Genomic DNA, 20,702 nt, shown 5'->3' with positions numbered 1-20,702 from the left:
AGAGTCGCACTTCCTTTTCTGTTATTTTAGGAGTATTTTCAAATACTACTATTAGCGGGTCAAAAATAGAGGAATACTGTTTTACAAGTATTCCTTGTACGCATCAATGATCCGCTCATAATGCTTCCCGTACTTCGCTTCCAGCTCTTTGCCAAAATCGCGCTCCACTTGCTCCATGATGAGGTCATGGTAAAACGTGTTTTGCAACAGCTCAATGAGCGAAGGATGATTTGTTTCCAGAGCGGTGGGCTTGATGCCTTTCCCAAAGCTGCCAAGCAAAGCGGAATGAACATCACACAAAATCGAAAATTTTCGCGTGCGAACCGAGCTCCACTCTTCGCTTCTTTGGTGAATGATCACATTTTTTACGCTCGTGTTGCATTCCCCGATCGAGATCAGCGTAACAGCAACCCCGCGCTTTTCCGCTTCCAGAAGCGGCTCTTCCACCCAGCTCACATCTTCGGACCAAATATCTACGACAATGCTTTTGTCCGCATTCGCAATCAGGCGATGAATGACCGTCTCGATCGTTTTGTCACCTTGCCAACTGTAAAAAGACGGCGGCGTGGTGGGGACAGCATTCAATTGCTCCTGTAGCACACGCGTTGTTTGTTCAAATTCCGTTTTCAGCAGACGAACAAGCTGTGCAATCGGGACGGCATCATAGAGCACAGGCTCGCTTTCGATCACCCGGCATATGCCCTTTTCCGTTAAAGAGCGCAGGGCCGCATACACATTCGTGCGGGATACGGATACTTTTTTGGCAACCTCATAACCGGAAATCTTCGGGTCCTCATGAAGCGCCAAATAGCATCTTGCTTCCAGATCGGATAATCCGATTTTTCGCAGCTCATCAATCATGGCTCTACCTCCTTTCTTATCCGTTTGTTTTTAGTGGTGTTTTTAAATACTACTATCGTTTTGCGAAGAAGTCAACTCCCAACTCCCGTTCCAGCATCTGCTGCTATCACGGTAAAGTGGAACGCGCTCCAAGCTCCTGCCAGCGGGTTTAGACGACTACTTGTGATCGTCAATCGAGGCAAGGGCATGCTGCAACGGAATCGGATTAAAATATTCTCTCCACAAACAAATTTGTCCATCGCTTACCTGCACGAGACTGACGTACGATTGGGCATACGCAAACCCGCTTTGCTTCACAGTCCCTTTGCTCTCCATTTCTGCGAAAACAAGCTCGGTCTTCCCATCGCCAACCGGGTACACCCGGATGTTGCTGATTTCCCACGCCGCGTACATTCCGTTCTCTTTTCCAATGAACTGATCAAGCAATTGCAGCAGCTTTTCCTTGCCCTGAATCTGGCCCGCTTGCAGACCGAACGGCATCTCATAGACGATGTCGCTGCTCATCAAGCTCCCCATTCCCTGTATATCCTGGTTAGCCTCCCGTTGAAAAAACTCGCTCACGATTTCCGCTGCTTTCATTCCTGCTCCACTCCTTTTCATTTCTTGGCAAACCTGCCCCCAAAGTATAGCGCCAGCTTTGCCGCAAAATATTGAACAGAATGCGCAAGTTTTTGTGAAAAATCGCGCTCCTTTCAACGGGAGGACGCGTATTTCAACGGGGTCAAGCCCGTCGCTTTTTTAAACTGCCTGGTAAAATGGGCCTGATCCGCGAAGCCGCTCTGGGCAGCAACCTCCTTTAAACTCTTGTGGCCGCAGCGAATGAGCTGCTTGGCCCGTTCCATTCTCAACCGGATCAAATATTGATGCGGTGTCACTCCCGTATGCTGTTTGAACAACCTCACCAACTGTGACAGGCTGATATTGGCAACCACCGCAAGCTCCTTCAAGGAAATGTCCTGTTCCACATTCATGCGCATGTACTCGATTGCGGCCGTCACCTGCTCGTTTGTCGCTGTAGACGATGCCACACTACTTCTGGCGTTTGCGGTATAGTTCCGAAGCAAATGGATTGCCATCGTCGTCGCAAGCGATTGGCTGTACAACTTTCCGTTGGCCCCGCCGTTGAGCACTTCCTCCATCATCCAGCGGGTGAGCACGATCAGCTTTTCGTCCCTGACCAAGGGCTTTTGTTCCAGCTGCCATTTGTCTGTATGCCCAAACCCCGACTCTTCGGCAACCTGGTCGAGAAAAAGCGGATCGATCGCAAGCTTCACAAAAGAGATCGCTCTTGTCCAGCGGCAGGACCACTTCTCGCCCGCTGCTAACAACTGAATATCGCCTGGCGCCAGCTTTTTTTCCGTTCGATTGCCGTGCTGAAAAAACTGCAAGTTCAGCGGCTCCTGTGTGCCATGTATGGCCATGACATGCCTTTTGGCGAGGGAAGCGTCGTACAGGTGGGCAGGCGGTATGTTCTCCCACCGGGAAAGCATGATGTTCGACCACCCCAGATCATCGCTGGACAAAATCGGCTTTGCACCGCTAGATAAAAACTCCTTGATCGCTCCATCCATTGCGCTCACCCTGTCTCCCGAATAGTTTTTTCGTATCAGCCAGTATAGCATACGCCGCTTTTTTCCACAGAGCAGGCGTCACCTGAAAAAGAGCCGCATACGCGACTCTTTTCCTTCACTGTCATAAGCTAATTTGCGGAACTGGCGGCAGTTGGCATCCCGCCTTGCTCAATCACGCGCACAGTCTGGATTTCACCCGTCCCTTTTTGCAAATCGGCTTTTGTAAAGTAGACGAAATACACCTTGCCCTCGATGTCGTTCATCGGCCCGATACCGTCAAAGCTGTTTGGGTACCAGTCAATTTGCACGTCTTTTGATTCGTTGTCGATATATTTGCTGCTAATCCAGTAGCCATGCTGGGGCAGCTCGATCTTCCTCGCTTTGAAAGCTTCCGTTGCCGCTTTGATAAACGGCTCGGCTTGCTCTTTGGACATGGCGGTTGGAAAAACCATTTGGGACTCGGCTTGTTCGTTTGGCTGTTTGGAAGCATCCGCAACCGTCTCTTTCCCCTCAAGCTCTTTCGGTGGTGCAGCTTCCGTCATGACCACATTCATCTTGCCATCCAGCACAGATTGCGCATACGTCGCCACGGAAAAACTGGATGCGACAGCGAGCGTGCCGATTGCGGCAAGGCCGAGCAGCAATCGAGACTTCCTGGTTGTTTTTTTACTGGTTTCCATACGATTCCCTCCCTGCAAGAAATGAGGCCGAACCTCCGGATGTTCGACACCGTTAGCGTATCACCGGCATGTCATCCTTCCATCTGCGTTCTGTCATCGTTTTGCAAAACTTGTCCGTTCGGCACTCGTATATAGACACTCGTCCCTTTTCCCAAACTGCTGACGATGGAAATACTCCCCCCGTGCGCTTCCGCAATCGCCTTGCAAAGGGACAAGCCTAATCCGTGGCCGCTGTACTTTCGATTCCGGGCAGTATCCAACACAAAAAACGGCTGAAACACATCGCTTACATGTTCCGCCGGAATGCCGCAGCCCTTATCGCTTACACAGAAGACAACAAACTCCCCTTCCGCATAAACACTGAGGAAAATCGTCTCGTGATAACCCGACGCTTTCGAGGCATTTTCCACCAAATTATTCAGCAAAACGTACAGCAGCTCCTCATCCACCAAGGCAGTCTCCACGACAGATTTCATCACCAATGACTGCCCTTTGCCCGCAAGCGACAGCTTCGAGATCATGTCGAGGTGCTCCAAAAGCTGAGCGACCCTGACCTGTTCTTTTCGCACCACTCGCCCATTGCCCAGCCGGAACAGATTCAGCAGTTTTTTGGACATGTCATCCAGCCGCTTGCTTTCCGAGTGAATCAGGCGAAGCGCTTTTTGTTTCTCGGCTTGCTCCAGTTCATAGTTTTCCAGCAAACTGGCGTAGCCCATAATCGACGTGAGCGGCGTTTTCAATTCATGGGCAAGGCTGGCAATCAAGGTTTCCCGCTCTTTTACCTCTCTGCGCAGAAGCTCCATGTGGGATTGAACGGCATCGGCCATATGATTGAACTCTAGCGCCAATTGCCCGATTTCGTCCCGGCGAGCCACTGCAATGCGCGGATCGTAGTTTCCCCTGGCGAGTGCTTTTGCTTGCGTACCCAGCTGGGCGAGCGGCCTTAACGCATGACGGATGAGGACATACAAACCGATCGCAAGCAAAATCATTCCCGCTGAAAACCACAGGGCGATTTGTGTAGCGAGAGTCTGCTGACCAGCTACCATGTCGGTCACATCGTTTTCATAGTCGAGACGATAGAGCTGGCCTGCTATGCTCATCCAGCCTGATACAAACAGGACGCTGTGCTCACCCGATTGACGAATCACGAAGCTCCGCCTGCCGTCTTTTGGCGGGTCCAGTTCCATGATCTTTTCATCCGCTGGGGAAAAACTGCTGTACAGCTTTTCTCCATCCAGACTCGTCATCGCGATATAGCTTTTGCCATCTGTATAGTACCGCCCGTAATTTTGTGCCGCTCTCGTCAACAGCTCTTGCCGCAACCCCGGATTGAACGCCATTTTCTCGATGGAAGCTGCATACATTTTCATCGCACTCGCAAACATCACATGCCTGTCCAGCGAGCGGCTATATTCTCTCTGCATGCTATGCTCACTTGAGACAGCCGTGATTTGATAGCAAAAGAACAAAATAATCACCGCACTCAAGCCAAATGCCAGCAAATAAATCCGTATCCAAAGAGGCATTTGTCCGTCTGTCCGCAACATCACGCCAGCTCCAATCGGTAACCAACTTTGTGCACCGTCTGAATGTAGCTGGACAGCCCGAGCTTTGTCCGCAGGTTCAAAATATGCGTATCCACCGTTCGCGTACTTCCATAAAAGTCAAAACCCCACACCTGGCTGAGCAGGCTTTCACGGGAAAAGGCAATGTTCGGGTTTTGCAGCAAAAACGCCAGCAGTTCATACTCTTTCGGCGTCAAAGTAATAAGCTCGTTCGCTTTGTACACTTTGCGCCCAATACAATCTACTTTCACGTCGCCAATCAGCAGCATCTCTTCTGTCTCTTGAACCCGCCTTCTCAGCGCAACTTCCACTCTTGCCAATACTTCCAACAGTTCAAACGGCTTTGCAATATAATCCTCAGTCCCCAACCGCAATCCATGCACCTTGTCCAGCACACTCGCTTTGGCAGTCACAAAAATAACGGGTACGTGCTTCTCTTTGCAAATGTCCAACAACTGGTATCCATCCAGTCCCGGCAGCATGATATCCAGCAATGCCAAATCGTAGCCGCCATCTCCCAACAACTGCTTCGCGATGTGTCCATCCCCTGCGATTTTGCAGTGATAGCCGGAAGCGGTTAACGCCAACTGAAGCAGCTCGGCGATAGACGGATCATCCTCTGCAAGCAAAATGGAATAAGCCATACGTTCCTCCCCCATTTTTTCCTTCATTCATTATGGCAGCAGCTTCGTATTTTCTTGTCAAAGAAATGTAAAAACCTATCCTTTTTTCGTTCATAGCGAGTGCAGATATTTTTACAATTTGAACGCGCAGGAGAGATACAGTAAAATCAATATATCTTTAGGCTGCAAAAGGTGGTTTTGGAACATGGAAGATGCTTTGCAAACGTGGATGGCTCTCGATCAGTTGTACGTAACCCTCAATCAGCAATTGGAAAAATTCCTTAAATCCAACTACGATTTAACCGTCAGTGAGTTTATGGTCATCACTGTGCTCAACGACGACACTGGCGCGGGACTTACCATCGACCAACTGAGCAAAATGGTCAATCTGAGCCACAGCGCGGTTTCCCGTCTTGTCAGTCGCCTGGAAACTTGCCATACTGTGGAACGCCGTTTAAATGAAACCGATCGCCGCAGCTCATTGGTTCGCCTCTCCGACCAGGGAAGAGCCGATTATCAAGGAATCTTGCCGGACATCACCGCTATTATCCGTAATGGAATGAACAAGAAAAACATCTCGATCACGATTTCATGAACATGCTGCTTTTTCATGAGCGTTGACGAACAAAAAGCAACTTGTTATATTATATGTGCGTGCGCACGCAAATAAAAGAGCAGCTTGTATCTTGCTTTTCTACAAGGAGAATAAACCAATGAACAGTCGCCCTCTATCCTTTACCGCTCCCCGTCCTTTCCAAATCTCGGTCGATCAGCAAATCCTCGATGATTTGTCCGATCGGCTCAAACAGACACGCTGGCCCGACCGAATCGAACATACAGGATGGAGCTACGGCACTGACGATGTCGTCTTGCGCGATCTCGTCGCCTATTGGAGCGATGGCTTTGACTGGCGCAAACAGGAGCAAGCCTTGAATGAGCTGCCGCACTATACGACAACGATTGACGGTATCGAGATCCACTTCATCCACCTCCGCGGAAAAAGTCCTTCGGCCAAGCCGCTCCTGATGCTCCACGGCTGGCCCAGCTCGTTTGTGCAAATGATGGAGATTGCCCCGCTCCTGGCTGATCCGGCCGCTTATGGCGGACAGGCAGATCAAGATTTTGATGTCATCATCCCTTCCTTGCCTGGCTATGGCTTCTCTGGTCGGCCAAGTGAATCCGGCATGGATATCGCCTACATGGCTGACATTTTCTCCACTCTGATGACGAAAGTGTTGGGCTACGAGCGCTATATCGGGAGAGGTAGCGACATGGGACAAGGTGTGCTCATGCACCTCGCTCACAAATATCCAGAGCAGCTTATCGGCCTGCACTTCTCGGGTACGAATCTCCTCGTCGCGGAGGTTCCTGACGATATCACGCCAGCCGAGGCAGAATTTATCGCCAACTCCGCCGCCTGGATGAAATCAGAGTGGGCGTACGCATTGCTGCAAGCGACGAAGCCGCAAACGGTTGCCGTGTCCTTGAACGACTCTCCGGCAGGTCTGGCTTCCTGGGTTTTGGAAAAATTCCATGCCTGGACAGACCGCCCCGATGATTTCGTCAACCGCTATGGACGGGATTGGCTTTTGACGAATTTGACAGTGTATTGGGTGACCCAGACGATCGCTTCCTCGATCCGGTTGTATGCAGAGTGTACGCGCAGCAACAGCTTCCATCTGGATGTAAAAGTCCCTACGTGCATGCTGATGGCCGGCTCCGACATGTTTTTAATGCCACGCGAATGGGCGGCCCGCAGCACGAATATCGCACGCTGGGTCCAGCTTGATTGCGGAGGGCATTTCCTGGAATGGGAGGAGCCAGCGCTGGTCGCCGAAGATTTGCGCGCAGCTTATTTTCAATAACCTCCGCCTCCACGCTCGTGCTTGAAAATAGACCGTCAAACCTCAAGAACCTGCAACAGCAAAAAAACGCTGTTACAGGTTTTTTGACGTGTCTACCCCGCCTTCCAAAAAGCCAGCTCCCTCTATCTTATCTCCAAAATGTCTCGAATCCCCTCCTCCGTAAGCTTCCACGATTGATTTTCCCCCGGTTGAATAACTTCTTGAAAAAGCTTCTGTTTACTGGTTTGCAACTCATGTATTCTCTCTTCAATCGTTCCTTGCGCGATCAGCTTGATGACTTGAACGTCTTTCTTTTGCCCCAAGCGATACGCGCGATCGGCTGCCTGCTGTTCCACAGCCGGATTCCACCAGAGGTCGTACAGGATAACCGTGTCTGCCCCTGTGAGATTCAAGCCTGTCCCTCCCGCTTTTAGCGAAATGAGAAACACTTCCCTCTCTCCCTTGTTAAACCGATCGCAAAGCTGTACCCGCTCCTTGGCGGCTGTATTACCGTCCAGGTAGAAGTGGCTGCATTCCTTTTGACTCAATTCCTTGCTGATGATCGCAAGCATCTCCGTGAATTGCGAAAAGATGAGCATTCTCTTGCCTTGCTGCCGATACTCCACCACCAGTTTGCCGAGCTGCGCAAGCTTCGCCGAGCCTCCTGCATACCCTTCCAAAAACAAACCCGGATGACAGCAAAGCTGGCGCAACCTCGTCAAGCCAGCCAGGATTTTCATCTGATTTTCCTGAAAAGTATCCTTGCCGACATGCTTCAGTGAAACATGCTTGAGCCTCGCCAAGTAAGCGGCGTACAGCTTTTTTTGTTCAGGCAGCAAGTCGGAGGTCAGTATGGTTTCCATTTTGCTTGGCAGCTCTCTGAGCACTTCTGCCTTCATCCGGCGAAGCATGAACGGCGCGATCAGCTGTGCTATTTTTTCGCGCGAAAGCTCATGAAAAACTTGGCGATCCGGCATTAACCCCGGAAAAACAACGTGGAAAATCGCCCAGACATCCTCGATGTTATTTTCAATCGGCGTGCCTGTCAGCGCAAAGCGATTGGCAGCCTGGAGTTTTTGGAGCGCCTTTGCCGTCAGCGAATCGGCGTTTTTAAAAGCTTGTGCCTCATCGAGAAACAGCGTATGAAACACCCTTTTTTGATAGAAATGACTGTCCATTCGCAATAACGGATACGACGTGATGAAAACGTCTGTCTCACTGGCCCGCTCCAGCGCCGCTTTTCTTTCTTGATGAAGACCATCCACAACCGTAACACGTACTTCCGGTGTGAACCTGGCAAACTCGTGCAGCCAATTGTACATAAGCGAGGAAGGCGCTACGACCAGAACTGGTTTGCCCTGCGCCCTGATCTCCGATAGCTCTGCGGCGATGAAGGCCAAGCTTTGCAGCGTTTTCCCTAGCCCCATATCATCAGCAAGAATCCCCCCGCAGTTATTTTGGGCTAAACGCTTCAGCCATTGGAACCCCTCTTGTTGATAGCTTTTCAAAATGGGCGCAAGCTGCGGGGGAAGGGGAAAGTCGGACTTCCCCGGTTTTTTCAGTTCCTCCACCCACTGTTGAAAAGAGCTTCCTTTCGTCAGGATACTCTCTGGTGTCTGTGCCATTTGCTGTAGACCAAAAACAAACGGGACACGAATTTTGCCCTCCACGACCTGCGCTTTGCCCCTGTTCAGCTGTTCAAGCAACATGCCCACATCTGCAAACTGCTTTGCCTCCAAAGACAGCAAGCGGCCATCCCGCAGTCGGTAAAACTTCCTTTTTTCACTCAAGCTCAGCAATACTTCGCGAATCTCTACTTCCGGAACTCCCCGCATATCAAACTGAAAGATGAGCCAATCGGTGCGCTCGTCAACCTCCACCCTGACCGTTGGCCGCGTATCTGCTTTACATATGCGGTCACGCACCGCTGTTGTGGCATGGATTTCTACATGCGATTGCAGCTGCGGAACCATGTGGACCAAAAAATGGTACTCCTCTTCATCGTTGCTCCAATAATAGCCGCTCTCCGTTCGCGTACCGAGGCTCTCTTTCATTAGCCGAAGAATTTCCTGCTCCTTCTCTCCCAGTTGGCTGAGGCGTGCTTCGGTTGAGATGTCGTCATGCATGGCTTCCAATGGATTCATGACGATCGCATCATAGTGAAACTCCAAACCCGCCAGCAGCCTGTTTTTGATTCTGTCCAGAAACAGCTTGCCTTTGAAACGAGCCGTTGCTTTTCCTTTTGCCAGGTCGTCGATGCCTAAATCCCCTGCCAAGCTGCGTGCCGGCGTAGGTTCCGGGTGCTCGATCCTTTTTGCAGCTGATAATGGCGAAGGAGTCTGGCGCGGAGAAACTTGCTGGGTAGGTAAGCCATTGACCTGTATATCGTGCAAGCAGAGGAGAACAGCCGCAACGTGCTGGCAGCTTTTGTGGTAAGAAGAGAGTCTCGGGCAGGTGCACTCCGCGTAGATGTATCCGTTATTGTCCTTTTTAATCGTGACGTCGAACAGCGCTCCGCTATTTACAGTCGCCCGGAAAATCGACTGGCCGGGATGGTAATGGATGAGCTTTACCCGCTTTTCTGCAAAGTACCTCTTCCCTTTTTTAAACGAGATATCGCCGCATATTTGTTTGATTTTTTGCTGATTGAGAAAGTAGTTCATGGGGTGGCTCCTTATAGAATCCGTGTTTGATTTTATTTGCGTGCGCATGCATATATAAAATATCAATTTTGAGGGGGAGTGGCAACTTTTTTGTTATCGAGAGAGCCACCCCCTTCTGCTGCCAGCTCGGTTTATTTTCGCGTAGAAAGTCGGAAAAGCGTTAGCTGTGTAGGCTAACGAGGCTAACGCTCTCCGCTTTCGTATAAATGGCAGGCTACACAATGGTTGGGAGCTGCTTCTTGTTTAACGGGAGTCAGCTCTTTGCAAGCTGCCTTCACAAACGGACATCTGGTTTGAAAAACGCAGCCTGATGGCAGATTCAAGGGAGACGGGATTTCGCCGCGAAGGATTACCCGCTCTCTTCTTCGGGTTAGGAATCGGCACAGCTAATCCCGCCAAAATAACTTCATTGACAACGTTTTCACTGAATAATAGAATATATTTAATGACAAGTTAACTTTGATGGAGACTCGGAGACTCATACTTTCTGGCACTTTCATTTTTGAAAGCGCCATTAAAGTATGGGTTTTTTTGCGTGTATCGTCATCTTTGTTAGAAATTACTTTAGGGGAGGAATACGATGCTCAAACTGTTTAGGCCTGCACCGCCTATTGACAGATTGCCTGACGAACAAATTGATTCTGAGTATAAAAAGCTCAGGCTTCAGGTGTTTTTAGGAATCTTCATTGGTTATGCGGCGTACTATCTCATCCGCAAAAACTTCTCGCTCGCCATGCCTTATTTGATTGAAGAAGGATTTACAAAATCAGAGCTTGGTTTTGCCTTATCTGCCATTTCGATTTCCTACGGGATCAGCAAGTTTGTAATGGCCATTTTTTCAGACCGAAGCAACCCGCGAATGTTCTTACCCGCCGGTTTGATTCTTTCTGCACTTATCAGTTTGCTGATGGGCGTTGTCCCTTACTTCACCTCATCCGTCACGATTATGTTTGTAATGCTATTCCTGAACGGTTGGTTCCAGGGAATGGGCTGGCCTCCATCTGGACGTGTCCTCGTACACTGGTTTAGTGTAAGGGAAAGAGGAGGCAAAACAGCGATTTGGAATGTTGCCCATAACGTTGGCGGAGGCTTGATGGCCCCTCTTGCTGTTGCAGGTGCAGCGATGTTCACCGGACTTTCGGGTACTATCGGTTCCGGGTATGAAGGCGTATTTATCCTGCCTGCTCTGGTTGCCATTGTCTTTGCATTCATTACGTATTTCTTAATTCGCGATACTCCGCAGTCAGTCGGCCTGCCGCCTATCGAAGAATATCGCAATGACTATCCAACCAAGACGAAGAAAACGTTTGAAACAGAATTTTCCACAAAAGAAATCCTTTTCAAATATGTGTTGAACAACAAATGGGTTTGGGCCATCGCAGTTGCCAACATCTTCGTCTATTTCGTCCGTTACGGCGTTCTGGACTGGGCGCCAACCTATTTGAGCGAGGAAAAAGGCTTTGATATGAACAAGTCGAGCGTTGCTTACTTCCTATACGAATGGGCAGGCATTCCGGGAACGCTCCTGTGCGGCTGGCTGTCCGATAAATTGTTCAAGGGCCGCCGTGGACCCGCGGGGTTTGTCTTTATGCTCGGCGTATTGATCGCTGTTCTGGTCTACTGGTTCAACCCAGCTGGAAATTCCTTAGTCGATATGATTTGCCTGATCGCGATCGGGTTCCTGATTTACGGTCCAGTCATGCTGATTGGTTTGCAAGCCCTTGATTTTGTTCCGAAAAAGGCCGCCGGAACCGCGGCAGGGCTGACAGGTCTGTTTGGTTACCTTGGCGGTACGGTCTCCGCAAATGCATTGATGGGGGTTATCGTTGACGCCTCCGGCTGGGATGCAGGGTTTATGTTGCTGACAGCTTCGTGCGTAGTGGCTGCGCTTGTTTTTGCGCTGACGTGGAATGTGCGGGGGCAGGAAGTCGTTAAAAATCATTAAAATAGCAAAAAGAAGGATGAAAATCGTTGTGATTTTTATCCTTCTTTTTCATGTGATGAATAATCAGTCTTCGCCGGATTTCTTCCTGGTATTCAACTCACCGGATGACTAGCCCCTCTACATAGTCCAAATAGAGAACAATCTTACATCATGGTTAATAAATTAGTGACTGCTGCAGCATTCTCATGGCTTCTCCGGTTGCACCCATCCCCCATTGCGTCGGGAAACAATATACCTTCGTGTTCGGTGAAAACCTTTTCGTCCCCCGCCGAATTTCTTTTGCCTCTCCGTAGAAGCGCTCATCAACGAACAAAATTATTTTTCATTCTGAAGAATCTTTCTGTATTCAACACCGTGAATATGTACAAGTATTTTTCGCTTTTCTAATGCCTCAAAAAAATTCAACATATCACCAAACGGGTTTGCAAAATATTGAATTAAGTGTTTAAAATCCTCAGTTGTTTTCAAGAAGTCATAAAAAAAGTAAGGATCAATATTTCCAATATCGTCTTTATTCCCGAGGGAAACTTCCAATTTTTGTCCGGTATCTAAGTTTTCAAACATGCAATGCTCTCCATGAACATCAAAGTACCAATTACCGCTTAAATGTTCTTCACCGTTTAGTAATTCCGCATTTGAAATTAAGTAGTAACTTCCTTTTATTATCTCTGATTTTTCAGGCTGGTTTGTTTCCAATATTAATTTATCCATGAGTTCTTGCGCAATTTCTTTATAAGCGTCCATTGCTGCCAACAATTCATCTACCGTTTCTTTGGTTAGCGTGTTCATACATTACCGCCTTTTGTGCTATTTATATTTTTCAGATAAAGTTTTCTTTTAATCGTTTCTTACCAACTCCCCCTGCGAATATGCTTCCTTGCAATTTCGCAGAACGTCCAGTTATTCAGGAAGTACAAAAGATATATCCAACCTGCTCCGCACCTTTGCCAAAAATTCTGCCAGTCCCAAAGTCTGCAAGCTTGCATTGCGAGCTTAGTGTTACAACTTTATCATCCAGTCTATTCCTTTATTCATCTGTCTAAAACTGGATTGTCACTGCACAAGCACAACAGCCCTTTTTATAAATAAAAATCCCGATGACCTAACAAAGCATCATCGGGACTTTTCTTGGAGTTTCATACTTTTTTATAACCAAACACTTGCTATATTAGCCCTATCTCCCCTACTCCACCGTAACACTCTTCGCCAAATTCCGTGGTTTATCCACGTCCAGGCCGCGAGAGATCGAAGCGTAGTAAGCGAGCAATTGCAATGGAATGACGGTCAGAATCGGTGCGAGCATTGGCAGCGTGGCTGGCAGGTAGATGACTTCGTCCACACTCTTTGCCAGGTCTTGGTCGCCTTCGGTTGCGAAGCCCAGGACATGGGCGCCGCGCGCCTTGACTTCCACGATGTTGCTCACCATTTTTTCGTAGATGTCTGGTTGTGTAGCCAATGCGACGACTGGTACGTTATCTTCAATCAGCGCAAGAGTACCGTGCTTCAGTTCGCCAGCCGGGTACGCCTCGGAGTGGATGTAGGAGATTTCCTTGAGCTTCAGGGAGCCTTCCAGCGATACCGCGTAGTCCAGGCTGCGGCCGATGAAGAACAGGCTGTTTACCCCTTTTGTGCTCTCTGCAAAATGGCGCACTTGCTCAGCGTCTTCGAGCATCGATGCGATTTTGCCAGGAATGGTTTCCAGATGCTCCACTACGCTTGCTACCTCGGCCGCTTCCAGCGTGCCTTTTACCTGCGCCAGATACAGGCTGAACAGGTACAGGGCTACCACTTGGGAAGTGTACGCTTTGGTAGAAGCTACGGCTACTTCAGGACCAGCCCAGGTGAAGATCACTTCGTCCGCCTCCCGCGCGACAGAGCTGCCTACTACGTTCGTGATGGCCATGACCTTCACGTTGCTCTTCTTCGCTTCGCGGAGCGCAGCCAGCGTGTCTGCTGTCTCACCGGATTGGCTGATGACGATCATCAATGTTTTGTCCGTATAGATCGGGGCGCGGTAACGGAACTCGGAAGCTACAGCTACCTCTACCGGTACACGGGTCCATTTTTCGATGACGTCTTTGCCGACCAGACCTGCGTGCATGGAAGTACCGCAAGCGACAATGTAGATTCGGTCGTACATTGCCAGCTCGGCATCGCTCATTTTCAGCTCAGGCAAAATGACGCGTTTGTTCTCGTGGTCAATGCGTGCGCCCATCGTGTCGCGGACTGCTTGAGGCTGCTCGTGAATTTCTTTCAGCATGAAAGAATCATAGCCGCCTTTTTCCGCTTGCACCAAATCCCACTCGACATGGAACAGATCCCGCTCGATTTTTTCTCCGCTCTCTGCGTCCATCAGTTCCACGCCGTCGCGAGTCAAAACAGCCATTTCGCCTTCGTTCAAAATGTATACGTCACGTGTATGCTCCAAAATAGCCGGGATATCCGAGCCGATGAAGCTCTCGCCTTGACCTACGCCGACCACAAGCGGGCTAGCCAAACGAATCGCTACCAGCTTATCTGGCTCATGCTCGGTCATGATTCCCAACGCATAGGCACCACGCATACGCTGCACAGCTCGACGCGCTGTAGACACGATATCTCCGTCGTACATGTCAGCCAGCAAGTGAGCGATGACCTCGGTATCTGTCTCGGAAGTGAACGTGTAGCCTTTTGCAAGCAGCTCTTCCTTCAACGGCAGGAAGTTCTCGATGATCCCGTTGTGAACGACAGCAAAAGACGTTTTTGCGTCAGTATGCGGATGGGAGTTTTCGTCAGACGGTTTTCCGTGCGTCGCCCAACGTGTATGCCCGATTCCCATGCAGCCGGAAAGCGGCTTCGACTCCAAACGATCTTCCAGCACTGCAAGGCGTCCCTGCGCCTTTTCCAATTCCAGGCCGTTGTCATTCACTACCGCGATGCCAGCAGAGTCATAACCGCGATACTCCAGCTTGCGCAGACCTCCGATAACGATCTCTTGCGCTTGTTTATCTCCAATATATCCTACGATTCCGCACATAAGTGTATGATCCCCTTCCAAAATTGACGGGGACACAACCCAAAACCAATGGTACGGGGGAGTGCCCCCGCCATTCCATGTTTTATGATCTATATTTTTGTACTAATCCGTGGCTTGAAACGTATCACACGCAAAGTTTTGTCCATCAGATCACCCTGATGCTTTGTCCTTGCGTTCTGCGGCAGTGATACTGCTGCCGGGAGGTACCCGCCGAAATCTTCGATAAACCTCCACCTCGTCCACTGGGCTCCATGTCGGGCAGCCACAGTGCTGGCGCTTTACGACTGTTGGTTTCTTGCTTTCCCTCAAAAATGTGTCTGTTCAATCTCCTCCCAATTTTTGCAATTGGTGCTCCGGTGCACATGAACACTGTACCACAGATCGAACGAAGCGACAATATCTTCGTCATTTACATGTATGCAAAAGGGAGTGGCATCGCACCACTCCCTCCGAACATTTTTTATACCAGTTCCTGTTTGACCACGTCTACGATCCGATGTACAAGCCCTTCCAGCTGAGCAGCATCCGGGCCTTCTGCCATCACGCGTACAATCGGCTCTGTACCGGACGGACGAACCAGCACACGGCCGTTGCCTGCCAGCTCTTCTTCCACCTCGCGGATCGCCTGCTCGATCGCTACGTTGCCGTTCAACTTCGACTTGTCCTCTACACGGACATTGATCAAAAGCTGCGGATACTTGACCATCACCTGTTTCAGCTCGGACAAAGGCTTGCCCGATTCCTTGATGATGTTCAACAGCTGCAAGCCTGTCAAAAGGCCGTCACCTGTCGTATTGTAATCCAGGAAGACGATGTGGCCGGACTGTTCTCCACCGAGGTTGTAGCCGCCGCGCAGCATCTCTTCCACCACGTAGCGGTCGCCTACAGCCGTTTTGGTTGTATGAATGGAGCACTCCTCCATCCCTTTGAAAAAGCCCATGTTGGCCATAACGGTTGTTACAACGGTATTGTTATTGAGCTTTCCTTTTGCTTTCAACGCACGTGCGCAAACCGCCATGATGTAATCGCCATCGATGATTTCGCCTGTCTCGTCGACCGCGATACAGCGGTCCGCATCGCCGTCAAAAGAAAGTCCCAGGTCAGCTTTATGCTTCAGCACTTCCTCCTGAAGTCGCTCAGGATGGGTAGAGCCGCATTGTTCGTTGATATTGACTCCGTTCGGGTTGGCCCCGATGGTGATCACTTCTGCGTCCACGTCTGCAAACAAACGGGCTGCCAGCGACGACACCGCTCCATTGGCACAGTCCAAAACAACCTTCAAACCGTCGAAACGCTCGGATACGGTACTTTTCAGGTGAGAGAGATACTTTTGTCCACCTTCAAGAAATTCCAATACCGTGCCGATCTGTTCTCCTACTGGTCTTGGCAAAGTGTCCTCTGCGGCGTCCAGATACTGTTCCACTTCGGCTTCTACGTCGTCGGACAGTTTGAAACCGTTGCTGCCGAAGAACTTGATTCCGTTATCCGGAAACGGATTGTGGGAGGCGGAAATCATGACACCCGCATCCGCACCCAATGCACGCGTGAGATACGCAACACCCGAGGTGGAGATGACACCCAATCTGACCACTTCTGCTCCAACCGAAAGCAAGCCAGCCAAAAGCGCGTTTTCCAGCATTTGTCCGGAAATGCGCGTGTCGCGCCCAATCACCACTTTTGGTTTGCCTTCCTGCTTGTGTCTGGTGAGAACGTAGCCGCCAACGCGACCGATTTTAAATGCCAGTTCGGGTGTCAATTGTGTATTGGCTACACCACGCACACCGTCTGTTCCGAAATACTTCCCCATGTTTGTCCCTCATTTCCTTCCTTGTGCACACAACAGCTTATGTCTACCTTTGTTTGTTCGTGATTTCGATTGTGACCTTTTTAGGTGCGCTCGCAGAAGTCTTGATATAATCCGGCTGATTGAAAATATAATTCAGAGGCACCTCGTACACACCAGCCGGCATATTGCTGACGTCTGCCACGACCTGCAAGTCTTCGTGTCTCAATTGATCCAGCACTTGGGCTGCACCTATTACATCAAAGTCAATTGTAGACAGCTCCTGACCATCGGTGGACAACACCCTGGCTTGCATAGTCTCTGACAACCCGCTGATGCGAATCGGGATTTTCTCCAAACGCTTGGTTGTGGACGGAACTACTTTCAACGATACCTTGAGATACTCCGGCTCTACCTTCACGATGTTATCCGCTAACGGTATCTTTAGCTCCAAAAGACGATCTGATGTAATGTTGCTAAGATCGATTTCCGGTCCTGAGTAGGTGTTCGCCTTCATGGCGTCGATGACCTCTTTCGGACCAAAAACGGTCACTTCATCCACATTCATATCCATACTAGCCAAACTATAGCCATTCGGCATTTCATTCGTCAAGTTTAATTTGATCGGCACTTTCACAAAAGGACTGGTGACCGGGATGTTTACCTCAACCGTCAGCGGAATGACATCCGCCCCTTGAATCACATTTCCTGACTTGTCCACGACTTTCAGTGGGACTGTAGTCTTAATCGCGGAAGTGGCCCCTTCCAGATCGACGGACGCCTTGACTGCCGCCACTTTGTCTACCTGGCTTTCCGGAACTCTGACAAGCGCCCTGAACGGCTTGACGATCGGTTCACCCGCGGTATAGCCGGGAGCTACTTGTCCCAGTTTTTCCACGGTAACTTCCCGTTCCACTGTCTTCTTCTCTTCCAGCGTAATTTCCACGATGTTCGGAATGATGCCCACTTTCACTTCATCCGGAAACCCTTTGTACTGGACAGGAACCCTGTGAGTCCCTTTTCCCAAATTGGTCGCATCGACGTATACTTCCATCGAATCAGCCGGGAAAAAGTTATGGCGGTAAAACGGGTTGTTGCTTTCCAAAGCGACTTTTACCGTTCGCTGCTGCTTGACGACCTGGAAACGATCCGTATCGTACTTGACGTGCAAGGTCACGCCGTCAATAAAGACGGGCTGGCTCGCTTCCGGAGTCGGGGTCTGCTCTGTTTCCAGATTGACGACCATCCACATCATGACAGCCAAAAGCAGCGCTACGGCCCGTGCAAACCAATGACTGTTCAACCATTTATCCATGTTTTCGCCTCCATTGCCAACGACTGCCAATGGACTTGCCCTTTGACAGAGGCTGGAGCTGTTCGGTCAGCATCTCTGCCAGTTGCGCCTCCGTCAGATTTCGGTTCATCGCGCCATGCGCGGCAAAAGACACTTGTCCCGTCTCTTCCGAAACGATAATGGACATGCCATCCGAAACCTCGCTCACGCCGATTGCGGCGCGGTGACGAGTCCCCAGCTCCTTGGAGATGGAGTTGTTCTCGGACAACGGAAGGTAACAGGCAGCAGCCAAAATGACGTCCTTGCGCATGATCACGGCTCCGTCATGCAAAGGCGTATTCGGAATAAAAATATTGATCAAAAGCTCCGAGCTCACCCGCCCGTTGATGGCGATGCCCGTCTCTACATAGTCGTTCAGACCTGTCTCGCGTTCAATGACGATCAATGCCCCAATCCGCCGTTTTGCCATGTAGGTAACCGATTTGCACACTTCCTGCACCACGCGGTTTACCATGTCGTCATCTTGCAGGCTGCTCGAACGCGAAAAGAGCTTGCCTCGCCCGAGCTGCTCCAGCGCACGCCGCAGTTCCGGCTGAAAGATAATGACCACAGCCAATACCCCGAAAGTAAACGCCTGGGACATCAGCCAGTGAAGCGTCGTCAGCTGGAAGTATTTGCTGAGAAGCCAGGTGATGACGATGACCATGATCCCCTTCAGCAATTGTACCGCGCGTGTTCCGCGGATGAGCATAATGATTTTATAGATCACGTATGTAACGAGTAAAATATCCGTTCCATACCGCAGTAAATCCCCATAATCCATCGATATCATAACGAAGCCCCCATATCTCGCTCCATCTAAATAAGGTCAGCCTGTCTCCTGCGGAAAAAGCACGGCTCCACTGCCGTGCTGTTGATAGCTGTACTCTCTATTTTCTCTTATGGCAAGATCGGAAGCAAGTCATTTCCAATATTTTTCACCTCATACCAAATCCAATCGAAAATAGCTTCTATAGATTCAGTGTTTCCCACCACCTGAGCGGTAGATGCCACGAACACTTTGCCTTCGATGGCTACGACATTTCCTTTGACGTGTCCTTGAACGTCTACATTGCCGTTGCGCACGACCAAATCACCGTCGATGCTCGTTCCAGCCGGCACCACGACGACGTTGCGTTGCCGATCTATTTTCAACTTATCCATGTTCGCGGAGGATACCTGTAGCGTGTTGTCCCGATCGAACCAGTTCGCGCACAAGCTGCCCGTCATGAGGAACAGAAATACTGCTGCCGCGGTCAAAAACGGGTGATTGCGCAGCCAGCTGGAAAAAAGGTTGGCTTTGGTCGGCGCAGGTAATTGCGCGAGTACGCGTGCAGTAAAATCAGGAGAAACATGAATATGTGAAGCGCTCTGTACAAAAGCGATGGCCCGCTGCAGCTCGTGCATATGCTGGCGGCAGCTCGCACATGACCTTATATGTGCTTGCAAATGCTGATTGGCTAATTCATCAGTGTCCCCATCCAAATATTCGTGAATGAGAATTATCATTTCCCGGCATTCCATCGTGATTTTCTCCTTTCTCACATCAATCGCAACTTGCTTCGCAACGCTTCCCGTCCTCGGTGAATGCGCGTTTTAATCGTCGTAATGGGAAGTTTTACGATATCGCTGATCTCTTGCAACGACAAGTCCTCGATGTAGCGCAAGATCATAATCGAGCGATATTTGGGCTGCAAATGAGACAGGGCATCCTGTACTGTCTCCTGCAACTCCTGCGTCACGACTTTGTCTTCTGGTGTTTTTTCACTAGAAGACAGGCGCGAATACCAGTCCATTCCCTGTCCTGGTTCGGTTTCTTCATCCAATGAAAAGTCAGGTCGTTTTTTACGGCCGCGGTCGATACATAGATTGGTTGCGATCCGGTAGATCCATGTGGAGAACTTGTAGCTGTCATCGTACGAATGCAGGTTGGCATACACGCGCAAAAAGGTTTCTTGCGCGATGTCCTCCGCATCCTGACGGTTCCCTACCATACGATATGCAAGCTGAAAAATCTTGTCTTTATAAATCTCGATCAACTCCGCAAATGCTTCGCGGTCTCCACGCTTCGCCCGCTGAGTCAACCGTTTCTCTACAAAATCCATGCGATCCTCCCCACAATACCGTAATCCTATATACGGATGATACTGCAAATGGTTTCGTTCCAAATACGCGTTTGTGCAGGTAATTTGTTGGGAATTAGAGGAATAAGGCTACTGCCTACCTCTATATATTAGTGATGATAACTCTTTCATCCCTCCGATGGAAAGGAGAGTGGGACGTATGTCAAAACAAGACGTTCTCCTCCAGATCGAGCAGTTGCGCAAAGAACTGAATGATCAGTACAAGAAGCAGGCATCCATCACTCCTGAATTAGTCGCCCTAAGCGTGCAACTTGATCACCTATTAAACGAACTACATCTCCATCCTTAGAATGTACTTCTTTCTTCCACCAATGTAAAGATGCGTAAAAAGCAAAAAGAGAGGCGATTGCAGCCTCTCTTCTTGCTTTTTACCCCTTCATTTTACAGCAATTTATCTCCGAATACAGAGCTCATCAACGCAACGGCAACCCGTGCCGTCATGTTTTCGCGATCAAGGATCGGATTTACTTCCACAAACTCGGCGGAACACAGAATGTCGGCATCAGCCAGCATCTCAAGGGACACATGGCCTTCACGATAGGAAATGCCGCCAATCACCGGCGTTCCTACCCCTGGTGCATCATGCGGATCGAGTCCATCCAAATCCAGACTCAAGTGTACGCCATCTGTGTTTTTGGACACATGGGCAATCGCTTCATCCATCACGCGAG

At 49.8% G+C, this 20,702-nt stretch carries 19 protein-coding genes and 1 pseudogene (1 of these 20 running past the window's edge); 4 read left to right on the top strand and 16 right to left on the bottom strand.

The annotated features are described in order from the left end of the window. Positions 1-81: 81 nt before the first annotated feature. From NST23_RS01785 to NST23_RS01760, 6 genes are all read right to left on the bottom strand, one after another. On the bottom strand, positions 82-861 hold the full coding sequence (locus NST23_RS01785; protein ID WP_122962155.1) for a TrmB family transcriptional regulator: 780 nt from the start codon (positions 859-861) through the stop codon (positions 82-84). A gap of 156 nt (positions 862-1,017) precedes the next feature. Next, positions 1,018-1,440 carry a nuclear transport factor 2 family protein gene (locus tag NST23_RS01780; RefSeq protein ID WP_173597896.1) on the bottom strand — a complete coding sequence of 141 codons (423 nt, stop codon included), beginning with the start codon at positions 1,438-1,440 and terminating at the stop codon, positions 1,018-1,020. A 113-nt stretch (positions 1,441-1,553) separates the two neighbouring features. After that, complete coding sequence (locus NST23_RS01775) at positions 1,554-2,432, bottom strand: helix-turn-helix domain-containing protein (protein WP_281868870.1); 879 nt, start codon at positions 2,430-2,432, stop codon at positions 1,554-1,556. Positions 2,433-2,560: 128 nt separating this feature from the next. After that, positions 2,561-3,112: a hypothetical protein gene (locus tag NST23_RS01770; protein ID WP_340962982.1), complete on the bottom strand. Its 552-nt coding sequence runs from the start codon at positions 3,110-3,112 to the stop codon at positions 2,561-2,563. 71 nt (positions 3,113-3,183) lie between these two features. Next, positions 3,184-4,662: a sensor histidine kinase gene (locus NST23_RS01765; protein WP_340962979.1), complete on the bottom strand. Its 1,479-nt coding sequence runs from the start codon at positions 4,660-4,662 to the stop codon at positions 3,184-3,186. Then, a complete protein-coding gene (locus NST23_RS01760) occupies positions 4,662-5,324 on the bottom strand; it encodes a response regulator transcription factor (protein WP_280649281.1) in 663 nt (220 codons plus the stop codon). Before NST23_RS01760 ends, NST23_RS01765 begins: the two co-directional genes overlap by 1 nt. 184 nt (positions 5,325-5,508) lie before the next feature. Between NST23_RS01760 and NST23_RS01755 the strand changes: the two genes are divergently transcribed. Both NST23_RS01755 and NST23_RS01750 read left to right on the top strand, forming a co-directional pair. Further along, a complete protein-coding gene (locus tag NST23_RS01755; RefSeq protein WP_122962149.1) occupies positions 5,509-5,898 on the top strand; it encodes a MarR family winged helix-turn-helix transcriptional regulator in 390 nt (129 codons plus the stop codon). A gap of 118 nt (positions 5,899-6,016) precedes the next feature. After that, the gene (locus tag NST23_RS01750) at positions 6,017-7,168 is read left to right on the top strand and encodes an epoxide hydrolase family protein (RefSeq protein ID WP_280649280.1); all 1,152 of its coding nucleotides are present in this window, start codon (positions 6,017-6,019) and stop codon (positions 7,166-7,168) included. 122 nt (positions 7,169-7,290) lie between these two features. Here the strand turns inward: NST23_RS01750 and NST23_RS01745 are convergent, their stop codons facing one another. Further along, entirely contained in the window at positions 7,291-9,810 is a 2,520-nt protein-coding gene (locus NST23_RS01745; RefSeq protein WP_340962978.1) for a DEAD/DEAH box helicase, read from the bottom strand. Positions 9,811-9,992: 182 nt separating this feature from the next. Next, positions 9,993-10,175 (bottom strand): annotated as a pseudogene (locus tag NST23_RS01740) (oligopeptide/dipeptide ABC transporter ATP-binding protein); the annotation flags it as partial. 215 nt (positions 10,176-10,390) lie between these two features. On the opposite strand from NST23_RS01740, the gene glpT reads away from it, so the two are divergent. Continuing rightward, positions 10,391-11,755 (top strand): glycerol-3-phosphate transporter, encoded by a 1,365-nt coding sequence (gene glpT, locus NST23_RS01735; protein WP_122962145.1) that lies wholly within the window; start codon positions 10,391-10,393, stop codon positions 11,753-11,755. A gap of 315 nt (positions 11,756-12,070) precedes the next feature. Here glpT and NST23_RS01730 read toward each other — a convergent pair whose 3' ends face one another. From NST23_RS01730 to sigW, 7 genes are all read right to left on the bottom strand, one after another. Beyond that, positions 12,071-12,544 (bottom strand): DUF6896 domain-containing protein, encoded by a 474-nt coding sequence (locus tag NST23_RS01730; protein WP_122962144.1) that lies wholly within the window; start codon positions 12,542-12,544, stop codon positions 12,071-12,073. Positions 12,545-12,938: 394 nt separating this feature from the next. Then, on the bottom strand, positions 12,939-14,771 hold the full coding sequence (gene glmS / locus NST23_RS01725) for a glutamine--fructose-6-phosphate transaminase (isomerizing) (RefSeq protein ID WP_173597876.1): 1,833 nt from the start codon (positions 14,769-14,771) through the stop codon (positions 12,939-12,941). Between the two features lie 460 nt (positions 14,772-15,231). Beyond that, positions 15,232-16,578, bottom strand: coding sequence for a phosphoglucosamine mutase (gene glmM / locus NST23_RS01720; RefSeq protein ID WP_122962142.1), 1,347 nt, complete (start codon positions 16,576-16,578; stop codon positions 15,232-15,234). A gap of 43 nt (positions 16,579-16,621) precedes the next feature. Further along, entirely contained in the window at positions 16,622-17,869 is a 1,248-nt protein-coding gene (locus NST23_RS01715; protein ID WP_173597875.1) for a CdaR family protein, read from the bottom strand. Then, entirely contained in the window at positions 17,862-18,680 is an 819-nt protein-coding gene (cdaA, locus tag NST23_RS01710; protein ID WP_007780837.1) for a diadenylate cyclase CdaA, read from the bottom strand. Before cdaA ends, NST23_RS01715 begins: the two co-directional genes overlap by 8 nt. A 107-nt stretch (positions 18,681-18,787) precedes the next feature. Beyond that, positions 18,788-19,411, bottom strand: coding sequence for a zf-HC2 domain-containing protein (locus NST23_RS01705; protein ID WP_122962140.1), 624 nt, complete (start codon positions 19,409-19,411; stop codon positions 18,788-18,790). 17 nt (positions 19,412-19,428) lie between these two features. Then, positions 19,429-19,992 carry an RNA polymerase sigma factor SigW gene (sigW, locus tag NST23_RS01700; RefSeq protein ID WP_063229047.1) on the bottom strand — a complete coding sequence of 188 codons (564 nt, stop codon included), beginning with the start codon at positions 19,990-19,992 and terminating at the stop codon, positions 19,429-19,431. 178 nt (positions 19,993-20,170) lie between these two features. On the opposite strand from sigW, the gene NST23_RS01695 reads away from it, so the two are divergent. Further along, entirely contained in the window at positions 20,171-20,320 is a 150-nt protein-coding gene (locus tag NST23_RS01695) for an aspartyl-phosphate phosphatase Spo0E family protein (protein ID WP_063229046.1), read from the top strand. Between the two features lie 92 nt (positions 20,321-20,412). On the opposite strand, the gene rocF is transcribed toward NST23_RS01695, so the two are convergent. Next, positions 20,413-20,702: the end of an arginase gene (rocF, locus tag NST23_RS01690; protein ID WP_063229045.1), read on the bottom strand. The gene runs 607 nt beyond the window's last position; only the last 290 of its 897 coding nucleotides appear in the window; its start codon lies off the right edge, out of view; the stop codon is at positions 20,413-20,415.

It is taken from the genome of Brevibacillus sp. FSL K6-0770 (genome assembly GCF_038000275.1).
Taxonomy (GTDB): Bacteria; Bacillota; Bacilli; order Brevibacillales; family Brevibacillaceae; genus Brevibacillus; species Brevibacillus parabrevis.
This window is presented reverse-complemented; position numbering and strand designations above follow the sequence as displayed.

Excerpts from the sequence above, each read along its gene's own strand:
- NST23_RS01785 (WP_122962155.1), bottom strand. The coding sequence starts at position 861 with ATGATTGATGAGCTGCGAAAAATCGGATTATCCGATCTGGAAGCAAGA.
- NST23_RS01780 (WP_173597896.1), bottom strand. The coding sequence starts at position 1,440 with ATGAAAGCAGCGGAAATCGTGAGCGAGTTTTTTCAACGGGAGGCTAAC.
- NST23_RS01775 (WP_281868870.1), bottom strand. The coding sequence starts at position 2,432 with ATGGATGGAGCGATCAAGGAGTTTTTATCTAGCGGTGCAAAGCCGATT.
- NST23_RS01770 (WP_340962982.1), bottom strand. The coding sequence starts at position 3,112 with ATGGAAACCAGTAAAAAAACAACCAGGAAGTCTCGATTGCTGCTCGGC.
- NST23_RS01765 (WP_340962979.1), bottom strand. The coding sequence starts at position 4,662 with ATGTTGCGGACAGACGGACAAATGCCTCTTTGGATACGGATTTATTTG.
- NST23_RS01760 (WP_280649281.1), bottom strand. The coding sequence starts at position 5,324 with ATGGCTTATTCCATTTTGCTTGCAGAGGATGATCCGTCTATCGCCGAG.
- NST23_RS01755 (WP_122962149.1), top strand. The coding sequence starts at position 5,509 with ATGGAAGATGCTTTGCAAACGTGGATGGCTCTCGATCAGTTGTACGTA.
- NST23_RS01750 (WP_280649280.1), top strand. The coding sequence starts at position 6,017 with ATGAACAGTCGCCCTCTATCCTTTACCGCTCCCCGTCCTTTCCAAATC.
- NST23_RS01745 (WP_340962978.1), bottom strand. The coding sequence starts at position 9,810 with ATGAACTACTTTCTCAATCAGCAAAAAATCAAACAAATATGCGGCGAT.
- glpT (WP_122962145.1), top strand. The coding sequence starts at position 10,391 with ATGCTCAAACTGTTTAGGCCTGCACCGCCTATTGACAGATTGCCTGAC.
- NST23_RS01730 (WP_122962144.1), bottom strand. The coding sequence starts at position 12,544 with ATGAACACGCTAACCAAAGAAACGGTAGATGAATTGTTGGCAGCAATG.
- glmS (WP_173597876.1), bottom strand. The coding sequence starts at position 14,771 with ATGTGCGGAATCGTAGGATATATTGGAGATAAACAAGCGCAAGAGATC.
- glmM (WP_122962142.1), bottom strand. The coding sequence starts at position 16,578 with ATGGGGAAGTATTTCGGAACAGACGGTGTGCGTGGTGTAGCCAATACA.
- NST23_RS01715 (WP_173597875.1), bottom strand. The coding sequence starts at position 17,869 with ATGGATAAATGGTTGAACAGTCATTGGTTTGCACGGGCCGTAGCGCTG.
- cdaA (WP_007780837.1), bottom strand. The coding sequence starts at position 18,680 with ATGATATCGATGGATTATGGGGATTTACTGCGGTATGGAACGGATATT.
- NST23_RS01705 (WP_122962140.1), bottom strand. The coding sequence starts at position 19,411 with ATGGAATGCCGGGAAATGATAATTCTCATTCACGAATATTTGGATGGG.
- sigW (WP_063229047.1), bottom strand. The coding sequence starts at position 19,992 with ATGGATTTTGTAGAGAAACGGTTGACTCAGCGGGCGAAGCGTGGAGAC.
- NST23_RS01695 (WP_063229046.1), top strand. The coding sequence starts at position 20,171 with ATGTCAAAACAAGACGTTCTCCTCCAGATCGAGCAGTTGCGCAAAGAA.